Here is a 26,539-nt window from a genome sequence, read left to right on the forward strand (position 1 = left end):
AAGACTAGGGGCATGAGGGGTCCAAGTAAAGGCGGCTCGCGATCCATGGCCCCCGTGATACCCGAGCTCGACCTCATCGAGATCCTCGCCGATCGAACCCCGGCCAGGAACGGCTCGAACGTCGTCAGGCTCAGCTCAGAAGTCGCGGCGTGAACGAAGCCGTAGAGTGGGTCGTCAGCGGGCAGCAGCACTGCCCGCCCCACGCTGGCCTCGGGCCCGTCGACGATCGCCGCGAAGCTGAAGCGCGGCCCGCTCCAGTTCATGTTCGCGAGTGTGGCCTCGCGAAGCAGCGGAGGGTCGGAAGCGGTGAGTGGGCGGAAGACCACCGTGCCACGGCACCGCGGCGATCTCCGTCAAAGGGCCAGCCGCTCATTCGTCGGCGAACGCGTCGAGCGCGATCTCCGCAGCGCGGGCCACGAGCGAGTCGTCCCTCTCCGCCTCCGGGTCGTCGCGCTGGGTGAGCACCGCGATGACGATCGGAGCGCCGTCGGGTCGGGTCACGAGCGCCACGTCGTTGCGGATCGCGCCCGCACCGCCCGACTTGTCGGCCACGACCCAGCCCTCGGGCGCGCCGGCGCGGATCAGCGTGTCGCCCGTGGCGTTGCCGCTCATCCAGTCGAGCAGCAGGGTGCGGTCGTCGGCGTCGAGCGTCGGGCCGAGCAGGAGCGCCTCCAGCGTGCCGGCGAGTGCGGCGGCGGTCGTCGTGTCGTCGGTGCTGCCCGGCTCGATCGTGTTGAGCGCGGGCTCGAGGTTCACGACCTCGGTGGTCTCGTCGCCGAGCTCGGCGAGGGCGGCGTCGAGCGCCGCTGGGCCGCCGAGGCGCTCGAGCACGAGGTTGAAGGCGAGGTTGTCGCTCTGCCGCACCGCCGCCTCCGCGAGCTCGGCGAGCGTGAGCCCCTCGTCGATGCGTTCGGCGGTGACGGGCGCGTAGCCGGCCTCCTCGACCTGCGCAGCGCTCCAGCGCACGACCTCGTCGCGAGCCGCGCCCTCGACGCGATCGAGGAACACCCCGGCCAGCGGCGCCTTCATCGTCGACGCGAACCCGAACCGGCGATCCTGCCCGAAGGCGATGGATGCTCCCGACGAGGTGTCACGGGCGAGCACGCCGATCGTCGCGCCGTACTCCGTCTCGAGTGCGGCGAGCTCGGCTGCGACGCGTCCGCTCGACTCGAGCGGAGCATCCGGCCCCGTCGTCGAGGGGGAGGGGGAGACCGACGGCGCTGACTCGTCGACGACGGGAGCGCAGCCGGAAAGCCCGAGCGCCGCCGCGACGGCCACGGCGACCAGTCGACCGCGACGCGCGCGCGATGCGCGGAGCGGTCGCGCGTCAGCCGGGGGGTGCGGGAGCGGGGTCTTCATGGGTCGCCTCCTCGGCGGGGTCGTCGGTCAGCACCGCGTGCGCGGCACGGTGCAGGGTCTGAGTCTCGGCCGCGAGTCGGGCGGCGTCGGCAGGCAGGGCGCGCTCGGTCATGAGTCCGGTGAGCACCGTCGACAAGAACCGGGCGCCGCTCTCGACCGAGCCCGCCGGCATCGCGCCCTCGTCGGCGAGCACCTGCAGCCAGCGCTCGAGGCGATGGCGGTCGAGGCGCTCGAGCGCGGCGAAGGTCGTCGCCTGATCGTCGCTCACCGGTGCGGCGACGTAGGCCTCGTGCATCGCGGCGAAGCGCTGCCGTGCCGGCTCGCCGACGCCCACGACCGACAGCACGAGGCGCAGGCAGTCGACGAGTCGCTGCTCGGCCGAGACGGCGCGGTTCTCGATCGGGTCGTCGGGCAGCTCGACGTCGTGAATCGCCGCGATGACGGTGTCGATGAGCTCCCGCTGCGTGGGGAAGAAGTGCCGCAACGAGCCCGTGCTCACCTGAGCCCGCGCGGCGACCGCGCGCACGCTCAAGCGCGCGGTCGGGTCTTCGCCGAGCATCGTCGCCGCGGCGATGAGGATTCGCTCGCGCGTTCCCGGCTGTGACGCAGTGTCCATTCCGACCTCCTCCCTCATGTCTATCACAGTGTGCTAGTGTCATCGACCGCGCCACTAGCACGCTGTACTAGTTGACTTCGAAGGGATGCCCATGGCCCGTCTCCTACGACCCTTTCGTCGCCCTCGTCCGGGCGACGGCTCTCCGCTTCCGCGATTCCGCTGGTGGCAGCTCCTCGGCCGCTCCCTGCGAACCATCGACCTGCCCGTCGACGGTCGCGCCGATGATGCGTCTCGTGCGTTCACTGTCGACGTCCGTCGCGGTGGCGACCTCTCCGACGGCGTCGTGCGTGCCCGGCTCTACGTCGACGGAGCCCTGCAGGCCTCCTCAGGGCTCCCTGCGCGGTTCGACGTGCCCGGCGGCCGCATCGAGGTCGCCATCAGCGGCTTCGGGCTCAGGAGATGCCACTTCGTCGCCGTCGATGGCTCGGAGACTCCGCTCGCCCCCCACCGGGCCAGCGCCGAAGGGCGACGAGAGGAGCTTCACCGGCGACGCCCGGCATTCAGTCGAGCGATCGGAGTGATCTCGGTGCTGCTCGTCGTGACCGGGTTGTGCGTCGAGCTTCCGCAGCTCGTGGAGGCTCTGTCGCGCATCCCGCTCATCGCCGACTCGGTCGGCATCGTCACCTCGCCCATCCAGCTGCCCCTCGCCGTCAACCTGCTCATCGGTCTGGGTGCCGTGCTGGGCGGCGCGGAGCGAGGACTGCGCCTGCGCGCGGGCTGGATCGACGAGCTCGCCAGCTGACCCCAGCCTCATCGCTCTGCCCTGACCACGACCGAACCCCCACGAGAGGACGACATGAGCACTGACACGCGCACCAACTGGCTGTTCCTGCCCGACCCCGCCACCGCGAGGTCGCCGCAGCCCACCGGAGTCGCCTACCACCGCGCCTACGCGGGTGAACGGCGCCGCATCCTCCGCGGCGTTCTCGCGATCGTGCTGCTGGTCGCCTCGCTCATCCTCTTCGGGCAGCTCTTCCTCGACCTCGCCGATGTCGTCGATGAGCGCTGGCTGAACGGCACGGGCGGCGCAGCACTGGCCCACGGCGCTGGGGTGCTATCGGTGGCGCTGCTCATCCCCGTGAGCATGCTGCTGCAGCGCGTGCTCTACGGGGTGCGGCCCTCATCGCTGCACTCCGTGACCGGCCGGTTCCGCTTCGCTCTGCTCGGCCGATCGCTGCTGGTCTTCGGCCCGTTCGTGCTCGTCTCGGTCAGCGTCGTGCCGCTGTTCCTGCCGAGCCCCCAGGTGGCTTGGAGCTCGGTCGACCTGATCGCCTACTTCGTCATCAGCATGCTGCTCGTTCCGCTCGCGGCGGCGGGGGAGGAGTACGGGTTCCGCGGGTTCATGCTGCGCGTGCTCGGCGGATGGACCCGAGGAGAGCGATCGGGCGCCGCCCTCGGCATCATCGTCACCACCGTCGTGTTCTCGCTGCTCCACGGCTCGCTCGACCCGTACATCCTCACCTCGTACCTGATCCTGTTCGGGAGCCTCGCGATCATCACCTGGCGCACCGGTGGACTCGAGATCGCGATCGTGCTGCACGCCGTGTACAACACCGCGCAGCTCGCTCTCGCGACGACGCTGCACGTCGACGTGGCCGGGCAGCTCGCGACGCGCGACGTCGCGGTGGGGTCGCCGGCGCAGTTCATCCCAGGCGCCGTGCTCGTGCTCATCACAGCGGTGATCTGGTGGGCGACGCGAGCGACGGGGCCGGTTCGCGGCTCGTGAGGTGACCCGCGCCGAGCATCCGCCCGCCACCGCGCAGACAGCGCCCCTACGGCCGCGGGTCCTCCGCGTCGTACTCGCGCAGCGTCCGCTGCACCCGCAGAATCACCGCTGCCGCCACGACGATCACGAGCCCGCCCAGCAGCGGCGGGAACCACAGCAGCGCGGTCACGCTCAGCACACCGACGTAGAGGTCGCCGACACGCGGCCCGCCCGTTACGACGACGGTGAAGAGCCCCTGCAGGCGCCCGCGCATCGCATCGGGAACCGACGCCTGCAGCATCGTGTTGCGGTAGATCATGCTCACGCTGTCGGCCGCTCCCGAGAGCGCGAGCAGCACGCTCGCGGCGATGAGCGCCGGCCAGTTCACGTCGGCCCACGACTCCGACACCGAGACGCCCGACGTCGCCGCGAGCAGCAGCACCACGCCGAGCCCGACGATCGTCAGACCGTACGCCGCGACGCCGAAGATCACGCCGAGCCCCTGCTGGCGCACGCCGCCGAGCTTGCCCGAGAAGACTCCCAGCACGAGCACGCCGACCGCGATCGCCGACGTCAGCACGCCCACCGTCACGGCTCCGCCGCCGATGAGCACCGCCCCGATCGCCGGAAACAGCACGCGCGGGTTGCCGAACGTCATCGCGAAGATGTCGAGAAGGAACGAGGCACGGATGTTCGGCGCGACCCGCAAGAAGCGCGCACCCTCGACGACCGACCGCAAACCGGGTCGCAGCACTTCGCCTTCCGGACGCACCGGCGGCAGCGTATACAGCCCGAGGAACGCCGCGACGAAGAGCACGGTGTCGATCGTGTACGTCCACGAGATGCCGACGCCCGCGACGAGCACGCCCGCGAGCGCCGGGCCGATCGTCAGCATGAGGCCGGCGCTGATACCGCCGAGCGCCCCCGCGGCGGGCAGCAGCTCGCGCCTGATCAGCCGCGGAACGATCGCCTGCCGCGCCACCCCCACCATCGTGGCGGCGACCGTGTTGAGCGTGATGAGCAGGTACAGCGGCAGCACCGGGTCGGCCCCCGACCACGAGTACACCGCGAGCCCCGCCGTCGACCCCCACGCGACGATCGCCGACAGCAGCGCGACGATGCGCCGATCGAACGAGTCGGCGAGCACGCCGCCGTAGAGCCCCGCGATGATCATCGGCACGAGCGCGAACGCGGCCACGTACGAGACCATGAGCGTCGACTGCGTGCGGGCGTAGACATCCAGCCCCACCGCGAGAATCGTCATCTGGCTGCCGATGCCTGTGATCGTGCCGCCCACCCACATGCGGGCGAACGCGGGACTCTCGCGCAGCGGAGCGAGGTCGACGAAGTGGCCGCGGGTGAGCGACGCGCGTGGGGCTGAGATGGTGTCCTCCGAAGAAAACGCACCGGCAGGGGATGCCCGTGGTGCGACCCTCCATGCAATCACGTTCGCGCGCGAACGATTCCCGATCGCGGCCGCTGTCGCTCGTGCGCGCTACTGTCGCCCCATGAAGCCGGAGCACAGGACGAAGCCGTGGCCGCGCAGCGTCGTGTTCGGCATCGTCTCCGTGCTCGCCGGAGCGCTCGTCGGTGGCGTGACCATGCTCGTCGTGGTCGACCCGGCGAGCGCGCTCGTGTTCGCGACCATGGGCATGGTCGCCGGCGCCGTGCTCGGGTTCGTCGGGGTCATCGGCGCCGTCGTCGGCGGCTGGCTCGTCGCCACCCGCACGACCAGCCTCGCGCTGCGCGGGCTCGGCGTGGCTGTCGGGGCATCCGTCCCCCTCGGCGCCGTCGCCGCCGGCATCGGCGTCGAACCCTTCTCCGCAGGCATCCTCACGGCCGTCATCATCGCGAGCCTCACGGTCTCCGCCCTCGCGCCGTGGCCAGGCGGCTTCGCCCGGCTGGCCGCCGACGATCGCGGCTTCACGGGCGAGGCCGCGCCCGATCTCGCGAGCTGATGGGGCCGCGCATGTCCGTCGCTTTCGACTTCGAGGCCGCGCTCTTCGAGTGGAGCGGCAACGCCGCCTGGCACTTCGTCGCCGTGCCCGAGCCGATCAGCGACGAGATCGCTGCGCGCACCGAAGGGTTCACGACGGGTTTCGGCAGCGTGCGGGTGCGCGTGCGCATCGGCAGCACCGAGTGGGCGACGAGCGTCTTTCCCGACTCCAAGACGGGCTGCTACCTCCTGCCCGTGAAGAAGGCCGTGCGCCAGGCCGAGGGCCTCACCGCCGGATCGACGGCGCGCGTGCACCTCGAGCTCGCGGAGGTGCGCACGTGAGCACGCACGCCTTCCTCCTCCGCGCCGTGAACGTCGGCGGCACGGCGAAGCTCCCCATGGCCGAGCTCCGCGCCCTCGCCGCTGAGCTCGGAGCCACCGACGTCACCACCTACATCGCCTCCGGCAATCTGCTCGCCACGCCGCCCGGCCCGCCCCCCGAGTTCGCCGCAGCCCTGTCGGCGGCCATCGAGCAGCGTTACGGCTTCTCGCGCGAGGTCATCGTGCGCGACGCCGCCGCCCTCCGTGCGGCGCTCGCCGAGCATCCGTTCGAGGTCACGGATGCTGCGCGCTCGTTCGTCGCGCCCCTCACCGCCGCCCCCGATCCGGCCGCGATCGCGGCAGCTGCCTCCGTGCCCACGGTCGACGACCAGTGGGCGATCATCGGCGACGACCTGCACGTGCGCTACGAGAACGGCGCGGGCCGCGCGCAGCTCGACCTCGCCCGCCTGCTTCGCGTGCTCGGCGTCACCGGCACGGCGCGCAACCTCCGGACGATCGAGGCCCTGATCAGGATGATGGAGCCGAGCGGGCGTTAGGCGTACCTGACGCCCGTCATCCGCTCCGACTCGCTCCAGAGCAGGTCGCCGACGCCCGGCTCGAGCGCGCCCGCGGGCACCTCGGCGTGCGTAGTACCGCCGCGCAGCTCGCGCCGGCCGTTCGGGCCGTAGTAGCCGCCCGGCTCGACGTCGGGCGCGGTCGCGGCGTAGATCGAGGGGCGGGCGCCGTCGGCTCCGGTCTGGCCGACGAGCAGCGAGAGCTTCATCGCCCACTGCGGGATCGGCTTCTTGCCGAACCGCGGACCGTTCGAGGCGAGGTTCGTCGTGCTGAAGCCCGGGTGCGCCGTGACCGAGGTGAGGCCCCAGCCGTGGGCGACCGAGCGCGCCTGCAGCTCGCGGCCGAACACGAGGTTCGCGAGCTTCGTCATCGAGTACACGCGCCATGCGTCGTAGGGCGTCTCGCCGGCCATCGCCTCGCGGGTGATGCGCCCGGGGCGCGCCGCGATGCTCGCGGTCGACACGACGCGCGCCTCGACGGCGGCGCGCAGAGCCGGCAGCAGCAGTCCGGTGAGGGCGAACGGCCCGAGGTGGTTGGTGCCGAACTGGAGCTCGAAGCCGTCGGCGGTCTCGAGGCGCTCGGGCACCGCCATGACTCCGGCGTTGTTGACGAGGATGTCGAGGGGGCGCGACTCCGCGACGACCTGCGCCGCGAACGCGCGGACGCTGTCGAGCGACGCGAGATCGAGCGACCGCACCTCGAGCGTGCCGCGGGGCGAGCGCGCGAGGAGCTCGCGGCGAGCATCCGCCCCCTTCGTCTCATCGCGGGAGGTCATGATGACGTCCGCGCCGGCGGCGGCGAGAGCGCCCGAGATCTCGAGGCCGAGGCCGCTGTTCGCTCCCGTCACGACGGCGAGGCGGCCGGTCAGGTCGGGCAGCGGGCGGTCGAGTGCGGGGGTGCGAGGCATGCGTCATTCCTATCGGCGGCCGCTGGGAGAAGGTCGGCTCGCGACGGTCGGCGCGCGACGACAGGCAAGGCGCGGATGCCCGGCGCAGGCAGTGCGAAGGGCCCGGCGCCACCGCACCGAGCCCTCCGCCGTCTGGGCCCCGGCTGTTGGCCGGGGGAGGGGCAGCTACGCGTGCTGACCCGCGTGGGCGCCCTCGCTGATCTCCTCGACGACCTTCGCGCAGAACGCGGGCAGGTCGGCCGGGGTGCGGCTCGAGACGAGACCCTGGTCGGTCACGACCTCCTCGTCGACCCAGCGCGCGCCGGCGTTGATGAGGTCGGTGCGCAGCGACGGGTAGCTCGTGATCTCGCGGTCGCGCACGACGTCGGCCTCGATGAGGATCCACGCTCCGTGGCAGATGACGCCGACGGGCTTGCCCTGCTCGAAGAACCGCTTCGCGAACGCGATCGCATCCCTGTCCATGCGCAGGTGGTCGGCGTTCACGACGCCGCCGGGGAGCACGAGAGCGTCGAAGTCGTCGGCCGAGACGTTGGCGACGGCCGCATCGACGGCCTGCGAGTGGCCCTTCTTGCCCTCGACCGAACCATCCTTCGGCGAGACGAGCGTGGGCGTCGCGCCGGCTCCGGTCACGGCCTCCCAGGGGGCGGTGAGCTCGCTGTCTTCGTAGCCGTCGGTGAGCAGGAAGGCGACGGAGCGCCCGGTGATGTCTGCCATCAGATCTTCTCCTTCGGTTCGATGCGTCGGCCACGCTAACGACGCCCCGCGACGGCCGGGACGAATTGCCAGGTGGCACCAAGGCGGCGAACACGGGGCGTCCAGGCGAAGATTTTCGTAGGGTGGAGCGCATGTCGATCGAGGTGCGGCCGGGTGACGCCACCTTCTCCACAGTTCTCGCCGCCGCTCAGGCCGGCGAGTCGTGGGCGTTCACGCACCTCTGGGTCGAGCACGCGCCGATCGTCGCCGCCTTCCTCCGCGCCCGCGGCTCGCGCGAGTGCGACGACCTCACGAGCGAGGTCTTCCTCGTCGTCGTGGAGCGCATCGGCGACTTCCGCGGTGACCGCGCCGCTTTCCGATCGTTCGTGTTCTCGATCGCCTACCGTCGCCTCGTCGACGAGCTGCGGATGCGATCGCGGCGGGGCGATGCCGAGGAGTGGACCGTCGAGATCGACCCGCGGCGGGCATCCAGCGCCGAGGAGGAGGCGACCGCTCGGCTCGGCGACCGCGACGCGCTCGCGCTGCTCGACGGCCTCGCCCCCGACCAGCGCGACGTCATGGTGCTGCGCATCGTCGCCGACCTCACGGTCGAGCAGGTCGCCGACGTGCTCGGCAAGCGCGTCGGGGCCGTGAAGGCGCTGCAGCGGCGAGCGCTCGAGAACCTCAGAAAAAAAGTTGCGCCCACCCGTACCCCTGCGAGCCGTTCGGACGATAGCGATGAATGAGATGAGCAAGCGGATCAGCGACCACGACATCGAGCGACTGCTCGCCGGTCAGACCCCCGAGGGTCGACCGGAGCTCGCCGACGTGGCCGCCTCCATCGCGGAGTTCCGCGCCGTCGCTCACGAGGCCGTGCCGCAGCCCTCGGCTGCACTGCTGGCCCGCCTCGACCTCCCCGTCTCCGTCGGAGCGGCGAGCGTCGCGGTCTCAGCGGCGGGCGCACCGGCGCCCCTGCCGCAGTCCGTCACCAGTACGGCCGCTCCGGCTGACGCCGAGCAGTCCGATTCCAGGGGGATCAAGCACATGTTCGAATGGATCGCAGGCCTCGGCTTCGCCGCCAAGATCACCGCCGGCACGGGAGCGCTCGCGCTCAGCCTCGCCGGCGTCGGTGCAGCGGGGGCGCTGCCCGGGCCGCTGCAGGAGGCCTTCGACTCGGCCGTCACGACGACCGTCGAGGAGGACACCACCGAGGACGTCGTCGTCGACGATGAGGTCGTCGAGGACGAGGTCGTCGAGGACGACGCCGAGGGCGCGGACGATGAGACGCTGCCCGTCGGCAGCGACGAGTTCAGCGACTGGGTCACGGAGGGCGCGCAGGCGGACGACAAGGTCGGTGCCGAGTTCGGCGCCGAGGTGTCGGAGCAGGCGCAGGAGCTCCGCGAGGAGAAGGCCGCCGAGCGCGGCGCCGCTCCCGAGACGCCCGGCGACGAGGCGGAGGACGACGCGGAGGACTCCACCGAGGACGACGCGGACGACTCCACCGAGGACGACGCGGCGGACGACGCCGCGGAGACCGGCAAGGGCGGCAAGCCGTAACGGCCGCACCCCGCAGACTGACGCGCTGCTGCTGACCGCGCGCGTCACGGGCGGTCCGTCTCGATTCGGGTTCGAGGCGGACCGCCTTCCTGATGTCCGGAGCGGGACTGCGGATCGCTTGCTCGGGTCGCCCCCGCCTCAGCGCGAGTCGAAGAGCGGAGCGCAGGCCGCCCCGATCGCGTCGATGTGACGCTCGTCGGTGCCGCAGCATCCGCCCAGGATCGTCAGGCGGGGGAGCACTCGCGTGAGCGCCGCGCAGCGCGCCGCGAGATCCTCCGGGTCGCCGGCGTCGAGCTCCTCCGCCTCGTCGAGCTCGGCGTGGCTCCTCGTCGACGCGTTCGCGCGGATGCCCCTCACCCGCCCGAACGCCGGGTCGGGCTCGTCGACCGCCGCGGCGACGTGCGTGGGGTGGGCGCAGTTGATCATGAAGTACGAGGCGCTGCCGCCCGTCGCCTCGTCGGTCGCGACGATCGCCTCGCTCAGAGACTCCCCCGACGGCAGGCGGCCGTCCGTCTCGACGGTGAACGAGATGACGACGGGCACCCCGGCGTCGCGGGCGGCGAGCACGATGCCCGTCGCCTCGGCGGCGGAGGTCATCGTGATCGCGGTCACGAGGTCCGCCTCGGCCGCGGCGAGGGAGCGCACCTGCGGGCCGTGGTAGTCGGCGGCGTCCTCTGCGGTCATCGCCTCCTCCACGATGTAGCCGTCGCCGCGCGGGCCGATGCATCCGCTCACGACGATCGGCACCGCCGCGCCGCGATGCCGCTCGCGCACGCCGCGCACCTGGGCGATCGCGTCGCGATTGACCGCATCCAGCCCCTCGGCGTCGTACCCGAGCAGGGCGCCCCAGTCGGGGTTCGCCCGCCACGTCGCCGACTCGAGCACGAGGCCCGCTCCGTGGCGCGCGGCGACGGCGACGTAGGCGTCGAAGTAGTCATCCAGCGCTCGACGGCCCTCGACCGTCTCCAGGAGCGGGAACGCGGCGAAGTGCGGCAGGTCGAGGCCGTCGAGGAAGATGAGGCTCGTCTCGATCCCGCCGTCGGTGAGGAACAGGCGGCCGTCGAGCTGGGGGAGTGCGGATGGGGGTGTCACGGCGCTCCGGCGGGTTCCGGTGGCGGCGACCGGGCGGGCGCCGACCCCAGGTCTAGCGGCGCGACGCGGGGTCGTCAAGAGCGCCGTCAGTGCTCGCGATGTTCGCATTGCGCACGCCGGAGGGCCCGGCCGGACGGTCTACCCCCGCGCACGGGTCGCGGGCACTGAGACAGCGTTGACAGTCTGAATGCGAGGTTTCGGACGACGCTCGACGGACAGACCCGTCGGGAGAGCTCGCGTCGTCCGTGGCGGCTGCATGACTGTCCGGGGGGTACAGGATGCTTGAGCTCTGGTGGTGGCCGGGTCCGGCGGTGATCGCTGCGGTGGTGCTGATGACGGTCGTCGGGCTGGGCGCGCTCGCCCGACGGCGACCCGACCTCGCCCGCCGGCCGATCATGCTGCTGACTCTCGCGACCTCGATCGGGTACCTCGTCTGGCGCATCGGCTTCACGCTGCCCGAGCCCGGGGGCTGGGGCTTCGTCGCCGGCGTGACCCTGCTCGTCGCCGAGATCGTCGGGCTCACCCAGGTCGTCTCGGCGGTCGTGCTCGCCTGGCGGCCCTCGCTGCTGCCGACTCCCGATATCGACGCACTGGCCTCGCCGCCGAGCGTCGACGTCTTCATCGCCACCTACGACGAGCCGCTCGCCGTGCTCGAGCCGACGCTCGCCGGTGCGATGGGAATCCGCTACCCGGGCGCCGTCACCGTCTACGTCTGCGACGACGGCAGCCGCCCCGCCGTGCGCGCTCTCGCCGAGCGCTACGGAGCCGTGCACCTCCAGCGCGAGATCCACGACCACGCGAAGGCCGGCAACCTCAACAACGCCCTCGCGCACTCCACGGGCGAGCTCATCGTCACGCTCGACGCCGACATGATCCCGCGCGCCGACTTCCTCGAGCGCACCGTCGGCTACTTCGTCGACGAGCGGCTCGCCTACGCGCAGGCCCCGCAGGCCTTCCACAACGAGGACCCGTTCCAGTACAACCTCTTCTCGGGGGCGGCGCTGCCCAACGAGCAGGACCTCTTCATGCGCGGCATGCAGGCCGGCAAGTCGCGCTTCAACGCCGTCATGTACGTCGGCAGCAACACGGTCTTCCGTCGAACGGCGCTCGCCGACATCGGCGGCTTCGCGACGGGCGTCATCACCGAGGACATGGCCACGGGGATGCTCCTCCAGGCCGCCGGCTGGCGCTCGACCTTCGTGCCGCACCTCGTCGCGGCCGGGCTCGCGCCCGAGAGCTTCGCCGACCTGCTGGTGCAGCGCACCCGCTGGAGCCGGGGGAACATCCAGACCACCCGGCGCTGGAACCCGCTCACGATGCCCGGCCTCACCCCGATGCAACGCTGGCTCTACACCGACGGCATCGTGTACTGGCACTTCGGCATCCTGAAGCTCGTCTTCATCCTCGCCCCGCTCGTGTGGCTTCTCGGCGGCGTCTCGATCGTGCAGACCGACATCCCCTCGGTCGCCGTCGTCTGGCTGCCCTACTTCGCGGCCTCGCTCGTGAGCATGAGCGTCATCTCGGAGGGCCGGCGCAGCTTCACCTGGACCCACGTCTACGAGGTCGCGATGGCCCCGACGATCGCGCTCGCCGTGATCGCCGAATGGGTGGGGCTCAGCCAGAAGGCGTTCGCCGTCACACCGAAGGGCGTCTCGACCGACTCGTTCGCGTTCGGTCTGCGCGTCGCGGTGCCGCACCTCGTGCTGCTGGCGCTGTCGGCGCTGGGGCTCCTCACCGCATTCGTCTTCGCTCCGGAGCGCTACTCGATGGAGTCCCTCGTCGTCACCGTGTTCTGGACGGCCTACAACATGGTCGGCCTCGTCTTCGCCGTGCTCGTGTGCCTCGAGCGACCCCGCCCGCGCCGGCAGGAGCGCACCCGCGTCGACGCACCTCTCACGGCCGAGCTGTGGCCCGGCCGCCGCGTGCCCGGCAGCGCCCTCGACCTCAGCGTCGGCGGAGCGCGCATCCTGCTGCCGTGGACGGACGCCTTCACGCAGGAGGACGCGCTCGTCCCGATGGACGCGTCGCCGACGATCGACATCGAGGGGTTCGGCGCGCTGCCCGGTCGGGTGCGTCGCGTCGAGGGCGGGGATTCCGGGCTCGAGGTCGGGTGGGAGTTCTCGACCCTCGACCCCAACGCGATGGTGCGGCTCATCGGCGTCATCTCGGGCTCGCCGCACTGGATCGGCACCGACCTCGAGACCGACGCCTCGCTGCGCCGCTCCTTCGCGCGCACGCTCTCCGGTGTGGCGCGCCCGCGAGCCCAGCACGCGAGGCATGAGTGGCGGATGCCCGTGGACGACTCCCTGAGACTCATCCGCTCCGAGAGCCCGCGGCCGCGATCGCGGCGCGGGCGCGGCGAGACCGGAAGCATGCCGGCCCAGCTCGTCGACCTGAGCGCGAGCGGCTGCCAGATCCTCTCCCGCGCCTCGCTGCGGCAGGGCGAGCTCGTGCGCCTCGAGCTCGACTCGGTCGCCGGCGCGTCGGTCGAGGCGGTCGTGCGCTGGACCCAGAGGCAGGGCATCCTCGTCGCCGCGGGCCTGCAGTTCGTCGACGAGCACAGCCCGACCGCATCGCTCGCGCCCGAGTCGCAGACGGTGGGCTCGTGACCGCCCGCGCCGCCGCCGCGTCGAGCGCCGGCGTCGACGGGCGCTCGCCCGAGGTCGGCCCCGCCCTGCTGGCGAGGGCGCTCGAGACGGTGTCGGAGGGCTCCCTGATCACCGACGCCGAGCGCCACACGATCTACGCCAACCCGGCCTTCACGACGATCACGGGCTACCGCGCCGACGAGATCATCGGCACCAACTGCCGCTTCCTGCAGGGGCCCGAGACCTCGCAGGAGACCGTCGATGAGATCCGCGCGGCTCTGGGCGCGGGCGTGCCCTTCCAGGGCGAGATCCTCAACTACCGCGCCGACGGCCGCCCCTTCTGGAACCACCTCACGATCACGCCGATCATCGATGAGGCCGGCGTCGTGACGCACTTCGTGAGCGTGCAGCGCGACATCACCCACGTCATCGAGGAGCGCAGCCGACTCTCCTTCGAGGCCGACCACGACGCCCTCACCGGGCTGCCCAATCGTGCGGCGCTCCGGCGGCACGTCGCCCTCGAGCTGGAGGACGCGCGCGAGACCGGCGCGGCCCTCGCCGTGGTGCTCATCGACCTCGACCTGTTCAAGGAGGTCAACGACGGCCACGGGCACGCCGCGGGCGACGTCGTCCTGATCGAGTTCTCCCGTCGCCTGCGCGGACTTCTGCGCCGGGGCGACTTCGTCGCTCGGCTGGGCGGGGACGAGTTCGTCGTCGTGCTCTCCGGCCTCCCCGTCGACCGCACGCACGAGGAGCTCCCGCTCGTCCTGGAGCGCCTGCACCGAGCGGTCGAGACGCCGTTCTCCGTCGCGGAGGGGGACGAGACGGTCGTCGGCATGAGCGCGGGCGTCGCCGTCCACACCGGCGGCGCGACCGATGCCGCCGCTCTCTACCGCGCCAGCGACGACGCCCTCTATCGTGCCAAGAGCCGCGAGTCCGCCGCGGCGTGGTGGGTGCTCGCCGGCCCGACCGGTGCCGATCGCCGCGTGGCGAGCCTGCGGCTCGAGCCGTCGGCGCCGTCGCCCGTGCACCCTCCGGCGGAGGGCGTTCTCTCCCTCGGCGCGATCACGATGCTCTACCAGCCGATCGTCGATCTCGAGACCGGCGCGGTCGCGTCGGTGGAGGCTCTCGCGCGACTCGTCACGGGCGACGGACGCATCCTCGGCCCCGAGCAGTTCCTTCCCTTCTGCACCGGGCAGGAGCTCGTCGAGCTCTTCCGCGTCGGCCTCGATCAGACCCTCGCCCAGCTCGTCGCATGGGATCACGAGGGGCTCCGCCTGAGCGCCTCGGTCAACATCCCGCCCGAGCTCCTGAGCGACGACGAGGTCGCCGCGACCGTCGCCCGCGCGCTCTCCGCCCACGGGGTCTCCGCCGACCGCCTGAGTCTCGAGCTGCTCGAGAGCGGCGCGCTCGATCTGCCCGTGAGCGACCGCAACGTGGGCGAGCTCGTGCAGCTCGGCGTGCGCATCCACCTCGACGACGTCAGCTCGGGCTTCAGCACTCTCAAGCGCATGACCGAGCTCCCCTTCGACGTCATCAAGGTCGATCGGCGCATCTTCGACGCGGCGCACGTACGGCCGCTCCACGTCATCACGCTGCTGGCTGCGATCATCCGGCTCGGGCGCGACTTCGGCTACGGCGTCGTCGTGGAGGGCATCGAGGACGTCGAGAAGCTCGAGGTCGCGAGCATCCTGGGCGCGCGCAAGGGCCAGGGGTACCTGTTCGCCCGACCGCTGCCGGCGGTGGAGATGGGGGAGTGGCTCGCCCGCTTCGCTCCGCCGCGCGGCGACGAGGTCGTGACGACCGCGCTCGGAGCCATCGCCTACCACTGGGCGGCGGCGAACAGCGAGGGCCGGGTTCTCCCCGCGCTCGAGCACTGCCCCCTCACCGCGTTCACGACCGGCATCGACGAGCACCTGGCCCGCCTGCACGCCGAGTACCACCTCATGGGAGGCGACAGGAATCCGGCCGGGACGGCGCTCATCGACGCGCTCGTGGAGCTCGTCTGCGCGGAGGGCAGCCGCCTCTGACCTGCGCGGTGCGCCTACCGCTGCCGGAGCCGGATCATGCGCACCTGGGTCGACTCGTCGAGCGCGGCGATCGAGTTGCGCGACTTCACGAACTCCGAGAACGAGCCGAAGCCGAGGGCCTTCTCGTTGAACGACGGGTCCAGGCGCACCATGAGGTTCTTGACCTCCGAGGCGTGCACCCACTCGCTGTCGACCTCGCGCTCGTGCGCCTGCTGCAGGGCGCGCATGAGCAGCTTCGTCCAGGTCTTCTGCGACGCGCTCGACACCGACGCGCTCGCGGCCGGCCCGCTCGAGGACGCCCGGCGCGTCGTCGACTTCTTCGGGGCGTCCTTCGCCGGAGCCTCGGTCGCCGCCGGGGACTCGACGGCGTCGTCGAGCTCGGCGGCGATGTGCTTCGCGGGGCGGATGCCCGGCATCGAGTCGTAGTCGGCGAACTCGTTGCACGCCGCGGCGAGCGACTTGCTCGTGCCCCCGGCGACGCCGACGCCGACGACGTACCGCCCGAGCCGCTTCGCGCGCTGCGCGAGGGGGATGTAGTCGCTGTCGCCGGCGGCGATCACGACGTGGGTGATGTCGGGCAACCGGAAGAGGTCCTCGATGACGTCGACGGCGAGGCGGATGTCGGCCCCGTTCTTCATCTGCGCCGTGGCGGGGAAGAGCTGGGTGAGGTCGACGGCGCGCTCCATGAGCTGGCCCTGGTAGCTCGCGTTGACCCCGACCGACCAGTCGGCGTAGGCGCGGCTGACGACGACGTCGCCGAACGAGGTCGCGTAGTCGAGGATGGCGCTGATGTCGACGGTCGCGGCGCGGATCTTCGCCAGCTGCTCCTCGCTCGCGCCGGTGAGACCCGGGCCGAGGCGGTAGACGTTGTCCTTGCGCCAGGCGCCGCGGCCGTGCACCTGGTCGTAGCGCGAGATGACGATGTTGTCGAAGTCGATGTAGACCGCGACGCGGTTCTCCGGATTCCCGGCCATGCGGTCCCCTCTCGGTGGGGTCGGTGTCGCCGACCCGCTGCGCCCATCCTGTCAGGCGGGTGCTCGCCGCGAGCGCCGACCGCGCCCCGCACCGCTCAGAACGGCCCGGGGAGCCCGAGCAGCGGGATGCCGTCGATGGGGACGACGAGCACCGCGAGAGCGAGCATGTTGAGCGCGACGATGCTCCAGAACACGGCGCGGAAGCCGGGCTTCACGGTCTTGTGCCGCCAGAGGTGCTGGGCGACGATCGCGCCGGGCCAGCCGCCGGCGAAGGCGACGAGGTGCAGCGTCGATTCGGGGGTGCGCCACCCGCCCGTCATCGCGTTGCGCTTGTCGCTCCAGTAGAGCAGCGCCGAGGCGAGGCTGAGGCCGCCGTACAGCGCGATGACCCACGCGGGCATCTCCCACACGAGGAGCCCGAGCGCGAGCACCGTCACGAGCGTGCCGACGCTCAGCACGTCGACGAAGACGCGGCCGACCGAGGCCGCCCCCCGCTGCCGCCCCCGCGCGAGCCCGTCGCTGCGGGGCATGGCCGCGGCCCGGGCGACGCCCTCGATCTCGGCGTCGACGGCCTGCGCCCGCCCGGTGTCGTCGACGCGGATCGCGAAGCGCACGCGGTCGCCGTCAGCGGGGCGCCGCTCGAGCGGGCCGAAGGCGGAGACGTGGACGAAGACCTTGGGCCCGGGCGCGTCGCGCCGGATGAAGCCGAAGCCCCGGTCGTCGTTCCACCGCACGAGCACCCCGGTGTGCCTGGCGGTCGAGGACGGAGTCATCCGGCCACTTTCGCACATCCCACGCACACCTCGATCCGCAGGGCAAGCCTCTCCCCATGCTGACGGATCCTCTGTACAGTGAGCGTCACGACGATCCTTGAGCGATCGTCACACACAGCACGGGGGCAATATGCACGGCACGGCACAGCACGGCTCGACGGCACACCAGCACGCGGTCACCCACGGGGCGACGGATGCCCGCGATCACTCCCGCCATCGGCAGCGGCCGATCGCGCTCGCGGTCACGATCGCGGCTCTCGGCCTCCTCGCGGGCTGCAGCCCCGCCGTCGCGGAGCAGAGGGCGCCCGTCTTCGCCTCCACCGAATCGCGCTCCGACGAGGCCGTCACCGCGGCGTGCTGGCGCGTCGCGAACGCGATGAGCCTCGCCACCAACGCGCAGCGCGGGGTCGAGGCGGGGCGCTGGGCCGCGGCCGAGGCCGACGGGGCCTACCGGGCCGCCGCGCGCATCCTCGACTACATCCCCGTTCCCACGAGCTCGCCCGTCGCCCTGCCGCTCATCGCGCTGCAGGAGCTCGTCGACGCCCCCGGCGCGCGCGAGGGCGGCGCGGGCCTCGACCCCGCCGACCCCGTCTGGCAGAGCACGATCGAGCGCGTCCTCGCCTCCTGCGTCGCCGAGGGCGTGCCCGTCGAGATCGACGAGTGGTCGTCGTGATGGCCTCCCTCGTCCTTCCGCGCGCCGGCCGTGCTCCCGTCGTCGACGACGACGGCCCGGTCTGGCAGCTCGATCAGCGATCGGTTCCGACCACCTGGGTCGCGGTGTGGGATGCCCTGCGCGGCGTCCCCGGCGTCACCGCAGGCCCCTCCGCGGTCGGCGAGCCCGGCTCGCGCGCGGTGCTCGTCCCCTCGGTGATCAGCCCCGAGCCCGGCACCTCGTTCTCCGAGGGGGGTCGGCCGCTCGAGCCCGCGCACCTGCACAGCCCCGCCGACACGAGCCTGCACATCGTGCTGCCGCTCGAGCGCGTGGCCCTCGTCGTCGCGCAGGGCTGGGCGATCCCGTGCCCGCGCGCCGTGCACGGCACCGAGCTGATCCTGTTCGGCCCGCGCGACGAGGCCGAGCTCGAGGTCGTGACCGCCCTCGCTCGCGAGAGCGTTCGCTGGTCGCTCGCGCGCAATGGCGTCACCGTGTTCGGGCGCCGCGGGGTCGCCGAGACCGCTCTCCGGAGCACCGCGGGCGCTCCGAGCGTCGCGGGCGCGGCGAGCCCCGAGGTCGCGACTCTCGCAGGCTGAACCCGGTCAGCGCGCGAGCAGACGGTCCTCCGCGTCGTAGTCGAACCAGCCCGAGGCGCCGTAGCGCGTCGCGAGGGCCGGGAACCGTTCGCGCCAGTCGGCGTCGCGGACCGCATCGAGCATCCAGTCGACGGCGGAGCCGATGGTGGCGCGGTGCGAGCCGACGGGCTCGTAGTCGAGCTCGTCGCGCGCGGCCTCCATCGAGAGCACGACGGGCCTCGGCACCGCCCACGGGTGGCCGCCGACGCCGTCGACGGGAGCGCCGTCGAGCAGCACGAACTCGGCCGATCGCCCGAGATGCGCGAGCACGGCCTGGCCGATCTCGAGCACCGTCGGTGCAGGGTCGTCGACCGCGTTGAGCACGCGCCGCCCCGGCCGCTCGCCGGCGAGACGGACGAGCTCGGCGACGTTGACGCTCGCGCTCGTGCTGAAGCGGCTCTCGCCGCGGTGGGCGAGCGGGATCCGCTCGCGGCCGTCGAGCGCGCGCTTGATGAAGAACCACTCCCGCAGCGCCGGCGAGTGCGGGCCGTGGATCGCCCCGGGGCGGAGGATCGTCACCGGCAGGCCGTCGATCGCCAGCAGCGCGCGCTCGAGGGCCGCCTTCCGCGCCGAGTAGCCCTCGTCGTCGCTCTCGACGGTGGCGTGCTCCTCGGTGACCGGCACCGGGAGCACGGGGAAGTCCTCCTCGCCCGTCGCGACATCCAGCCAGGTGCCGTTCTCGCCCCGATAGACGGATGCCGTCGAGATCACGACGACCGACCCCACGTCCCCCACGAGGCGGCCGTGGATCGCGGCATCGGCCGGGGCGAAGGCGAGGCAGTCCAGCACGAGGTCGGCGCCGCGGCAGAGGTCGACCACGGCGTCGGCGTCGGCGCGATCGAGGATCGCGGTCGCCGCCGAGTCGAGCACGCCGCTCGGCAGCGGGCGCTCGCCGCGGTGCGCGATCGTCACCGACCAGCCGTCGTCGAGCAGGGTGCGGGCGCTCGCGGCGCCCAATTGTCCGGTTCCTCCCAGGATGACCGCGTGTCGGCTCATGGGCCCGAGCCTACGGGGGTGACCGGGCCCGGCGTCGGGTTCGCGCCGAGCTCAGAGGCTGTCAACCCCCTTCTGACGCCTTCTCGCCGTGCCTACCGTGGCTGACGCATCACACCACCCGACCGGCGCACCCGCGTCACCCGGGTCAGAGGGAGGTCATCATGACGAGCACCATCCATGCAGATGTCGTTGTCGACGTTCCCGTCGGCGTCGCGTACGACCAGTGGACCCAGTTCGAGTCCTTCCCGGACTTCCTGAGCGGCGTCGAGAGCGTTCGCCAGATCGACGACACGAAGCTCCACTGGGTCGTCTCCGTCGGCGGCGTCGAGCGCGAGTTCGATGCGACCATCACCGAGCAGCGCCCGGACGAGGTCATCGCCTGGCGCAGCACCGAGGGCGAGATCCACTCGGGCCGCGTCGTCTTCACGGCCGAGAGCGCGGAGACCACGCGCATCGACGTCGAGATGGGCTGGGAGCCCCGCGGCCTCGTCGAGAAGGTCGGCGCGGCGCTCAACATCGACGAGGCGCAGGTGAAGAGCGACCTGCGCGACTTCAAGCGATTGATCGAGGAGCGCGGGACGCCCGACGGCGCCTGGCGCGGCGAGGTCCACGGCGGCAGCGTCGCCGATCGCGACAGCGGCCCGGCTCACGACACCGGCGTCGACGACCGCCCGAGCATGCTCTAGCAGTCGAGGACCCGTGCCCCGCGAATGACGAAGGGCCCCGCCGCAGCGGGGCCCTTCGTGTCGCACCATCCGACGATCAGTCGTCGAGCGGGCGGTCCTTGCGCTTCACGCTCGAGTGGCGGGCGTGGTGCATGCCCGCGAGACGCGAGTCCTCGGTGAGGTCGAGACCGTGCGTGCTCGCCGCGGCGATCGCCATCTGCTCGAGCCACTCGCGGTCGATCTCGGGGTGGCGGCTGCCGCTGTAGCGGAAGTACATCGGGATCGACGCGTCGATCCAGATGGCGCTGCGGCCGTCGCCGACGGAGGGGGAGTCGCGCCAGCTGAAGAAGAAGTTCTCCCCGCGGCGAAGCTTGGCTGACATGACGATCTGCACGTGCGCCAGCACACGATCGTCGAACTGGATCTCCATCGAAGGGGATCCGTAAATGAGTGCACCCATGATGGTGCTCCTTCCACTGCGCGGGGGGGTCGTGCGCAAGAAGTGAAAACCTGCCGCCGCTCGTTCGCAAGGGTAACGATCTCCGGCCCCTGTGTGGGGGGTAGACAGGCTTTATTGCACTTAGGAGACAGATCGGAACGTTCCGTCAACCCTGAGCGGGGGATTCGGTCTCGACCTGGCACAATAGGAGCACCATGAAGATCTTCGCCGTCGTCATCGCGCTCGCACTGTTCCTCGCCGCGTTCCCGCTCTTCGCCTACGCCTTCTGGGTGCCGGAGGAGTGGGCGGCGCTGACGTTCTTCCTCGGCATCATGTCGGCGACTCTCGCCCTCGCGATCCCGTTCAACCTGCTCGGCCGCCGCGACTGAACAGCGCTGACAACGACCCCGTCGCCGACGACGGGGTCGTTGTCATGTTCGCGCAGGCTCAGACGGTCTCGAGGATGCGGGCGGTGAACGCCTCGACGCGCTGGGTGAGACCGGCGCTCCGGCGGGCGATGAGCTCGTCGCGCATGAGGCGCATCTCGCTCATGCCGGGGAAGATGCGGATCATGATCGAGCAGGCGAGATCGGCGCAGATGTACGTGCCGATGGAGTTGCCGTCGCGGCCGGACCGGCCTCCGCGGCGGGCGCTGAACATGAGCACCTGCGTCGCCGGCTGCGGGGTGTGGCACAGCGAGCACATCGCGCCGATCCCGGGGCGCAGCGAGCTCGAGGCGGCCCGCAGCACGATGCCGACGGGGCGATCGTCGACCCAGTGCACGAGGTAGCCGCGCAGCGACCCCTGCGGGTCGCGCCAGCCGAGGAACTCGCGGTCGTCCCAGACGACCTCGTGCAGGCCCGGGAGCTCCATGCGCTCGATCTCCGCCGGCTCGGCGTTGATGATCGAGGCGACGATCTGGTCGGCGGTCATCGGCTTCATCATCGCCAGCGTACGACAGTCGACTGGAGCGCGGCCGCGCGGAGGCGCATCATCGACCCCTCCGGCGTCCTCCCGGCGAACTCCGGCTGTGAATCGTCCGGTGCCGGGCGCTTGCGCGGTCAACGGTCGGGGGATGCGCGGCGTCGGCACAGCGACACGCCCGCCCGAGCGCCCTAGCGTCGGGATCGCCCGGCCGCTCGGCCGTCGCGGGCGCTCCGGCGCCGTCCCCCACGTACAAGGAGACCTCTCATGGCCACCATCGTCGAAACCGCCGTCTCGGCCGGTTCGTTCACCACCCTCGTCGCCGCCGTCACGGCGGCCGACCTCGTCGACACCCTGAACGGCGACGGCCCGTTCACGGTCTTCGCTCCGACCGACGAGGCGTTCGCCGCGCTGCCGCAGGGCACGGTCGACGCGCTGCTCGCCGACATCCCGAAGCTCACCGAGATCCTGACCTTCCACGTCGTCGCCGGGGCCGTGCACGCCGCCGACGTCACCGACGGCCTCGCCGCGGCGACCGTCAACGGTAAGGAGCTGCACTTCTCGACCGCCGACGGCGTGACCGTCAACGGTGCGAAGGTCGTCACGGCCGACATCGTCTGCGACAACGGCGTCATCCACGTCATCGACGCGGTGCTGCTGCCGTAGCCCGACGGAGACGACGAAGGGGCGGCCCCGAGATCATCGGGGCCGCCCCTCTCTGCGTGGGTGGACGCGCGGCGGGTTACGCCTGCAGCGCGAACTGCGCGTCGATGGTGATCGTCACCTGGTCTCCGAGCAGGAAGCCGCCCGCCTCGAGGGGCGCGTTCCAGCTGACGCCGAAGTCGTGGCGGTTGATGACGGTCGAGCCGCTCGCGGCGGCCTTGAGGTTGCCCCACGGGTCCTTCGCGATGCCGCCGAACTCGCCCGAGATGGTGACGGGCTTGGTGACGCCGCGGAGGGTGAGGTCGCCGTCGAGGAGGACGGTGTCGCCCTCCATGCGGATCCCGGTCGACCGGAAGGTCATCGTCGGGAACTGCTCGGGGGCGAAGAAGTCGTTGGTGCGCAGGTGCGCGTCGCGGTCGGCGTTGTTGGTGTTGATCGACGCGACGTCGACCGAGACCTCGATGCTCGACTCGAGCGGGTTCTCGGCGGCGTGCACGGTGGCGTCGAAGGTCTCGAAGGTGCCGCGGACCTTGCTGATGGCGAGGTGGCGCACCGAGAATCCGATGACGGTGTGGGTGGGGTCGACGACCCAGGTGCCGGCGACGTAGCCGGGAACGGTCTCAGCGGTGATGGTCATGTATGTCTCCTCAGTTCTGCATGGTGAGCGCGGTGGCGCACAGGTCAATGCAACTGAATAGAGTTGTCGGTCTATTCCCGAGCCTGGTGAATTCTTCGCAAACCCGCTCCGCGTGCTCGAATAGGGCGGTGCACGATGCCTCCCGCGACCGACTCGTCGGCGCTCTGCGCGACGACCTGACCGCCGCCGACTACACGGTCGACGCGGTGCGCCGGCTCTGGGGCGACGAGGCCGACGCGGCCCTGCGTCGCGGCGACCGCGTCGTCGCCCGACGCGCGCTGCGCTCCGCCCCCTCCGCACCGCTCACCGCGCTCGCCCGGCTGTTCCTCCTCGCCGATCCCGTGGCCGCCGACGAGCTCGCGGGCGCGCTGCCCTCTCTCGGGCTCGACGGCGCGCGCGAGCTGGGCCTCGCCGCGCCGACGACGGCGTCCGATGCCTGGCTCGCGAGCCTCGATGTGCGGCCCTACTCGGCGATCGACGCGACCGGAGCGGTGTCGTGGTGGGTCGTGTCCGACCTCGGCGAGCTCGCGACCGGAGGGCCGCTCGACGCCGGCCATGTGCTGGGCGTCGGCGGAGCATCCACGACCCTCTCCTCGCTCATCCCCACGAGCGCGGCGCGCCGCGTCCTCGACCTGGGCACCGGATGCGGCGTCCAGTCGCTGCACGCCTCCCGCCACGCGGGCGCGATCGTCGCGACCGACATCTCGCGCCGCGCGCTCGACCTCGCCGCGCTCACCTTCCGGCTCAACGGGCTCGAGATCGGGGCCGACGGCATCGACCTCCGGCTCGGCGACCTCTTCGCGCCGGTGGCGGGGGACAGCTTCGACCGCATCGTCTCCAACCCGCCGTTCGTCATCACGCCGCGCCGCGAGGGCGTACCGCGCTTCGGGTACCGCGACGGCGGGCGCGTCGGCGACGGCATCGTCGAGGAGGTCGTGCGGGGAGTCGCCGACCACCTCGAGCCCGGCGGCACCGCGCACCTGCTCGGCAACTGGGAGTACCGCGACGCGATGGGCGGCGACGGCCTCGCGCGCGTGCGCCGCTGGGTCGAGGAGGCCGGCCTCGACGCGTGGATCGTCGAGCGCGAGCGGCAGAGCCCCGCGCAGTACGCCGAGACGTGGATCCGCGACGGCGGCACCCGCGTCGGCTCGCCCGAGTTCGAGGCGCTCGCCGAGGAGTGGCTCGGCGACTTCGAGGCCCGCGGCGTCACGGGCGTCGGCTTCGGCTACGTCGTGCTGCGGCGCCCCGTCGACCCCGCCGCCCCCCGGCTCGTGCGCACCGAGCGTCTGCTCGACGCGCTCGGCGCGACGCCCACCGGCATCGGCGACCACCTCATGGCCGGGTTCGCGGCCCACGACGCGATCGCGCCGCTCGACGACTCCGCGCTCGCCGCGCTGCGCCTGCGCGTCGCGCCCGACGTCACCGAGGAGCGCCACCAGTGGCCCGGCGCCGACGGTCCCACTGTCATGCGGCTGCGGCAGGGCGGCGGCTTCGCGCGCACCATCGATGCGGATGCCGCGCTCGCCGGCCTCGTGGGCGCGAGCGACGGCGAGCTCTCGGTCGGTCAGCTGATCGGGGCGCTCGCGCAGCTGCTCGAGGTCGACGAGGCCGCGCTCGCCGACGACCTGCTGCCGCGCGTGCGCGAGCTTCTGGTCGTCGGGTTCCTCAGCCTCGAGTGATCGCCCCGTCGACCGAGCCCGCGCGCGGCCGACGACGCCAGGAGGGCACCGTCAGCAGGATCGCGAGAGCGCTGAGCGCGACCCCGCCCTGCAGGACGAACCAGGAGCCCGCGCTCGGCCCTCCTCCGGCGCGAGTGCCGAAGGCCGCGTTGACGTCGTCGACGAGGCTCACTCCGAGGGTGAGATAGGCCGGCATCGCGGCGACCGTGAGGGCGCTCGCGAGGATGGCCGCGAACGCGACGAAGCGGCGCGGCGCGAGGATGCGCTCCAGTCCGCCGCGCGCCGATAGACCAGCGAGGATCACGACGAGGATGCCGACGGCCGCCAGGATCACCCAGACGACGACGGCGACGATGAACCCCGACCGACTCACCGGTCCCCATGCTTCGTAGACAGCGCCGAGATCTCGTCGGCCGCCCGCGATCGCGAGCGGATGGTCGACGATGAGCACCCAGGCGACGAACGCGACCCAGGCGAGGAGCCCGGCCGCGAGGATCCATGAGAGCCCTCGGCGCGACAGGCGCTGCGGGTCGGCGGGAGCGGGGTGCGTCTCCTCCCACCCGCCGGGGAAGATGATGCGGGGACCGCGCGGCGGAACGGGGGCATCCCATTCGCCGCTCGCGACGCGCTCGACGCCCCGCACTCCGCGACGTATCGCGAGCGCATTGAGAACGGCGCCCGCGACCACGAGCAGCACGGCGACGAGCGGAGCGAGCACGCCCCACGTGGTCGCGAGCGCGACGATGGGCTCGGGGGTCGTCGCCTGCATCGACCGGCCATCGGCGGAGAGCAGCCACGACAGGAACGCGAGCGGCGCGAGCATGAGGCAGGTGATGCCCCAGCGGACGAGAGCGGTGGCCCGCATGTGACTCCTCGGGTGATCGGTTGCGGCCACCCTAGCGAGGGCGCTCCGGTCCGGGCAGGGCGCGGCGGCGGGGTTCGCCTACGGAGTAACTCACGCTGTTCCGGGCGACTGGGGTGACAGGGGGCACGTGAAGTGCCCGGAAGGGCTCGAAGCGCGCGGCGTCCGGCCGACGAGAAGCAGGTCGAATCGATTCGACGACGAGTGCGCCGCGCGGTTACAGTGGCGCGCATGAAGCTGCGCACCCTGGGGAACTCCGGAACCGCCGTAAGCGATGTCGCGCTCGGCACGATGACCTTCGGCGCTGAGGCCGACGAGGCCTCCAGCCACGCAATGCTCGACGCCTTCGCCGAGGCCGGCGGAACTCTCATCGACGCGGCCGACGTCTACGCCGGCGGGCTCAGCGAGGAGATCATCGGGCGCTGGATGGCCGCCAACCCCGACGTCGCCGACCGCATGGTCATCGCGACCAAGGGCCGATTCCCCATGGGGAGTGACGCCAACGATCTCGGCACCTCGCGCCGGCACCTGCGTCGCGCGCTCGACGCCTCGCTGCGACGGCTCGGCGTCGAGCACGTCGACCTCTACCAGCTGCACGCGTGGGATCCGATCACGCCGCTCGACGAGACGCTCGGGTTCCTCGACGACGCCGTGCGCTCGGGGCTCATCTCGTACTGGGGGCTATCGAACTTCACCGGCTGGCAGCTCACCAAGGCCGTCCACCGCGCCGCCGCGCTCGGCATGCCGGCGCCCGTGACGCTGCAGCCGCAGTACAGCCTCCTGTCGCGCGAGATCGAGTTCGAGATCGTGCCGGCGGCGCTCGACGCGGGTCTCGGCCTGCTCCCATGGGGGCCGCTCGCGGGCGGCTGGCTCACGGGCAAGTACCGACGCGACGCCGCCCCGACAGGCGCGACGCGGCTCGGCGAGGACCCGAACCGCGGCGTGGAGGCGTACGCCCGCCGCTCGGCGGAGGATCGGACGTGGGAGGTGCTGGAGGCCCTCCACGCGATCGCCGACGACCACGGCGTGCCGCCCTCGCGCATCGCGCTCGCCTGGCTGCAGTCGCGACCCGGGATGACGAGCGTCATCCTCGGCGCGCGCACCGTCGAGCAGCTGCGCGACAACCTCGCCGCGGCCGACGTCGAGCTGACCGCCGAGCAGCTCGACCGTCTCGACGCCGCGAGCGCTCCGCGCGTGCCGGACTACCCGTACGGCGAGCTCGGCGTGGAGCAGCGGGCGCGCCGGCTCTGACCGGTACCG

29 protein-coding genes are annotated in these 26,539 nt (G+C 72.0%); 16 read left to right on the forward strand and 13 right to left on the reverse strand.

Features of this window, described 5'->3' with window-relative positions; all coding sequences use genetic code 11:
• Positions 1-369: 369 nt before the first annotated feature.
• Positions 370-1,359, reverse strand: a complete 990-nt coding sequence (bla, locus tag ASC54_RS08705) for a class A beta-lactamase (protein WP_082515001.1) — start codon at positions 1,357-1,359, stop codon at positions 370-372.
• Positions 1,328-1,975 (reverse strand): TetR/AcrR family transcriptional regulator, encoded by a 648-nt coding sequence (locus tag ASC54_RS08710; RefSeq protein ID WP_055898409.1) that lies wholly within the window; start codon positions 1,973-1,975, stop codon positions 1,328-1,330. The genes bla and ASC54_RS08710 overlap by 32 nt, the downstream gene beginning before the upstream one ends.
• 91 nt (positions 1,976-2,066) lie before the next feature.
• Between ASC54_RS08710 and ASC54_RS08715 the strand changes: the two genes are divergently transcribed.
• Both ASC54_RS08715 and ASC54_RS08720 read left to right on the forward strand, forming a co-directional pair.
• Positions 2,067-2,717, forward strand: a complete 651-nt coding sequence (locus tag ASC54_RS08715; protein ID WP_200932304.1) for a hypothetical protein — start codon at positions 2,067-2,069, stop codon at positions 2,715-2,717.
• A 54-nt stretch (positions 2,718-2,771) separates the two neighbouring features.
• Positions 2,772-3,701, forward strand: a complete 930-nt coding sequence (locus ASC54_RS08720) for a CPBP family intramembrane glutamic endopeptidase (RefSeq protein ID WP_055898413.1) — start codon at positions 2,772-2,774, stop codon at positions 3,699-3,701.
• Positions 3,702-3,747: 46 nt separating this feature from the next.
• Here ASC54_RS08720 and ASC54_RS08725 read toward each other — a convergent pair whose 3' ends face one another.
• Positions 3,748-5,127 carry an MFS transporter gene (locus tag ASC54_RS08725; RefSeq protein WP_369813324.1) on the reverse strand — a complete coding sequence of 460 codons (1,380 nt, stop codon included), beginning with the start codon at positions 5,125-5,127 and terminating at the stop codon, positions 3,748-3,750.
• Positions 5,128-5,188: 61 nt separating this feature from the next.
• Between ASC54_RS08725 and ASC54_RS08730 the strand changes: the two genes are divergently transcribed.
• The 3 genes from ASC54_RS08730 to ASC54_RS08740 are packed head-to-tail and all read left to right on the forward strand — an operon-like array spanning position 5,189 to position 6,494.
• Entirely contained in the window at positions 5,189-5,638 is a 450-nt protein-coding gene (locus tag ASC54_RS08730) for a hypothetical protein (protein WP_055859972.1), read from the forward strand.
• Positions 5,639-5,649: 11 nt separating this feature from the next.
• Complete coding sequence (locus ASC54_RS08735; protein ID WP_055859975.1) at positions 5,650-5,958, forward strand: DUF1905 domain-containing protein; 309 nt, start codon at positions 5,650-5,652, stop codon at positions 5,956-5,958.
• Positions 5,955-6,494 carry a DUF1697 domain-containing protein gene (locus ASC54_RS08740; RefSeq protein ID WP_055859979.1) on the forward strand — a complete coding sequence of 180 codons (540 nt, stop codon included), beginning with the start codon at positions 5,955-5,957 and terminating at the stop codon, positions 6,492-6,494. The genes ASC54_RS08735 and ASC54_RS08740 overlap by 4 nt, the downstream gene beginning before the upstream one ends.
• Here the strand turns inward: ASC54_RS08740 and ASC54_RS08745 are convergent.
• Both ASC54_RS08745 and ASC54_RS08750 read right to left on the reverse strand, forming a co-directional pair.
• Entirely contained in the window at positions 6,491-7,420 is a 930-nt protein-coding gene (locus ASC54_RS08745; protein WP_055898416.1) for an SDR family oxidoreductase, read from the reverse strand. The genes ASC54_RS08740 and ASC54_RS08745 overlap by 4 nt on opposite strands.
• A gap of 165 nt (positions 7,421-7,585) precedes the next feature.
• Positions 7,586-8,134 (reverse strand): type 1 glutamine amidotransferase domain-containing protein, encoded by a 549-nt coding sequence (locus ASC54_RS08750; RefSeq protein ID WP_055898419.1) that lies wholly within the window; start codon positions 8,132-8,134, stop codon positions 7,586-7,588.
• A gap of 131 nt (positions 8,135-8,265) precedes the next feature.
• On the opposite strand from ASC54_RS08750, the gene ASC54_RS08755 reads away from it, so the two are divergent.
• Positions 8,266-8,859 (forward strand): RNA polymerase sigma factor, encoded by a 594-nt coding sequence (locus tag ASC54_RS08755; RefSeq protein ID WP_055898422.1) that lies wholly within the window; start codon positions 8,266-8,268, stop codon positions 8,857-8,859.
• Between the two features lies 1 nt (position 8,860).
• Entirely contained in the window at positions 8,861-9,670 is an 810-nt protein-coding gene (locus tag ASC54_RS08760; protein WP_055898425.1) for a hypothetical protein, read from the forward strand.
• A gap of 138 nt (positions 9,671-9,808) precedes the next feature.
• Here ASC54_RS08760 and ASC54_RS08765 read toward each other — a convergent pair whose 3' ends face one another.
• Entirely contained in the window at positions 9,809-10,762 is a 954-nt protein-coding gene (locus tag ASC54_RS08765; RefSeq protein ID WP_055898427.1) for a homocysteine S-methyltransferase family protein, read from the reverse strand.
• Positions 10,763-11,040: 278 nt separating this feature from the next.
• On the opposite strand from ASC54_RS08765, the gene ASC54_RS08770 reads away from it, so the two are divergent.
• Both ASC54_RS08770 and ASC54_RS08775 read left to right on the forward strand, forming a co-directional pair.
• A complete protein-coding gene (locus ASC54_RS08770) occupies positions 11,041-13,371 on the forward strand; it encodes a glycosyltransferase (RefSeq protein WP_082515004.1) in 2,331 nt (776 codons plus the stop codon).
• Positions 13,368-15,380 carry a bifunctional diguanylate cyclase/phosphodiesterase gene (locus ASC54_RS08775; RefSeq protein WP_055898431.1) on the forward strand — a complete coding sequence of 671 codons (2,013 nt, stop codon included), beginning with the start codon at positions 13,368-13,370 and terminating at the stop codon, positions 15,378-15,380. Before ASC54_RS08770 ends, ASC54_RS08775 begins: the two co-directional genes overlap by 4 nt.
• Before the next feature lie 14 nt (positions 15,381-15,394).
• Here the strand turns inward: ASC54_RS08775 and ASC54_RS08780 are convergent, their stop codons facing one another.
• Entirely contained in the window at positions 15,395-16,354 is a 960-nt protein-coding gene (locus ASC54_RS08780; RefSeq protein WP_055898434.1) for an NYN domain-containing protein, read from the reverse strand.
• 95 nt (positions 16,355-16,449) lie between these two features.
• Entirely contained in the window at positions 16,450-17,127 is a 678-nt protein-coding gene (locus ASC54_RS08785; protein WP_162242506.1) for a cold shock and DUF1294 domain-containing protein, read from the reverse strand.
• A gap of 130 nt (positions 17,128-17,257) precedes the next feature.
• Between ASC54_RS08785 and ASC54_RS08790 the strand changes: the two genes are divergently transcribed.
• Together ASC54_RS08790 and ASC54_RS08795 are read left to right on the forward strand one after the other, a co-directional pair.
• Positions 17,258-17,800: a hypothetical protein gene (locus ASC54_RS08790; RefSeq protein WP_055860010.1), complete on the forward strand. Its 543-nt coding sequence runs from the start codon at positions 17,258-17,260 to the stop codon at positions 17,798-17,800.
• On the forward strand, positions 17,800-18,375 hold the full coding sequence (locus ASC54_RS08795; RefSeq protein ID WP_156376803.1) for a luciferase family protein: 576 nt from the start codon (positions 17,800-17,802) through the stop codon (positions 18,373-18,375). Before ASC54_RS08790 ends, ASC54_RS08795 begins: the two co-directional genes overlap by 1 nt.
• Positions 18,376-18,381: 6 nt before the next feature.
• Here ASC54_RS08795 and ASC54_RS08800 read toward each other — a convergent pair whose 3' ends face one another.
• The gene (locus tag ASC54_RS08800) at positions 18,382-19,410 is read right to left on the reverse strand and encodes an NAD(P)-dependent oxidoreductase (RefSeq protein WP_055898440.1); all 1,029 of its coding nucleotides are present in this window, start codon (positions 19,408-19,410) and stop codon (positions 18,382-18,384) included.
• Between the two features lie 161 nt (positions 19,411-19,571).
• Here ASC54_RS08800 and ASC54_RS08805 point away from each other — a divergent pair, with 161 nt between their 5' ends.
• Complete coding sequence (locus ASC54_RS08805; protein ID WP_055898442.1) at positions 19,572-20,096, forward strand: SRPBCC family protein; 525 nt, start codon at positions 19,572-19,574, stop codon at positions 20,094-20,096.
• Between the two features lie 76 nt (positions 20,097-20,172).
• On the opposite strand, the gene ASC54_RS08810 is transcribed toward ASC54_RS08805, so the two are convergent.
• A complete protein-coding gene (locus ASC54_RS08810; RefSeq protein ID WP_055860023.1) occupies positions 20,173-20,535 on the reverse strand; it encodes a hypothetical protein in 363 nt (120 codons plus the stop codon).
• 194 nt (positions 20,536-20,729) lie between these two features.
• Here ASC54_RS08810 and ASC54_RS12855 point away from each other — a divergent pair, with 194 nt between their 5' ends.
• Positions 20,730-20,903, forward strand: coding sequence for a hypothetical protein (locus ASC54_RS12855; RefSeq protein ID WP_156376804.1), 174 nt, complete (start codon positions 20,730-20,732; stop codon positions 20,901-20,903).
• Positions 20,904-20,961: 58 nt separating this feature from the next.
• Here ASC54_RS12855 and ASC54_RS08815 read toward each other — a convergent pair whose 3' ends face one another.
• On the reverse strand, positions 20,962-21,456 hold the full coding sequence (locus tag ASC54_RS08815) for an FBP domain-containing protein (protein WP_055860027.1): 495 nt from the start codon (positions 21,454-21,456) through the stop codon (positions 20,962-20,964).
• Positions 21,457-21,705: 249 nt separating this feature from the next.
• On the opposite strand from ASC54_RS08815, the gene ASC54_RS08820 reads away from it, so the two are divergent.
• Positions 21,706-22,104, forward strand: a complete 399-nt coding sequence (locus tag ASC54_RS08820) for a fasciclin domain-containing protein (protein WP_055898445.1) — start codon at positions 21,706-21,708, stop codon at positions 22,102-22,104.
• A gap of 76 nt (positions 22,105-22,180) precedes the next feature.
• On the opposite strand, the gene ASC54_RS08825 is transcribed toward ASC54_RS08820, so the two are convergent.
• Positions 22,181-22,738 (reverse strand): YceI family protein, encoded by a 558-nt coding sequence (locus ASC54_RS08825; RefSeq protein WP_055860034.1) that lies wholly within the window; start codon positions 22,736-22,738, stop codon positions 22,181-22,183.
• Positions 22,739-22,866: 128 nt separating this feature from the next.
• On the opposite strand from ASC54_RS08825, the gene ASC54_RS08830 reads away from it, so the two are divergent.
• Positions 22,867-24,417, forward strand: a complete 1,551-nt coding sequence (locus tag ASC54_RS08830) for a methyltransferase (protein ID WP_055898448.1) — start codon at positions 22,867-22,869, stop codon at positions 24,415-24,417.
• Here ASC54_RS08830 and ASC54_RS08835 read toward each other — a convergent pair.
• Complete coding sequence (locus ASC54_RS08835) at positions 24,404-25,282, reverse strand: hypothetical protein (protein WP_055898451.1); 879 nt, start codon at positions 25,280-25,282, stop codon at positions 24,404-24,406. The genes ASC54_RS08830 and ASC54_RS08835 overlap by 14 nt on opposite strands.
• A gap of 228 nt (positions 25,283-25,510) precedes the next feature.
• On the opposite strand from ASC54_RS08835, the gene ASC54_RS08840 reads away from it, so the two are divergent.
• Positions 25,511-26,530, forward strand: a complete 1,020-nt coding sequence (locus ASC54_RS08840; RefSeq protein ID WP_055860042.1) for an aldo/keto reductase — start codon at positions 25,511-25,513, stop codon at positions 26,528-26,530.
• The last annotated feature ends 9 nt before the right edge of the window (positions 26,531-26,539 follow it).

This window comes from Yonghaparkia sp. Root332, from assembly GCF_001425665.1.
Classification (GTDB): domain Bacteria; phylum Actinomycetota; class Actinomycetes; order Actinomycetales; family Microbacteriaceae; genus Microcella.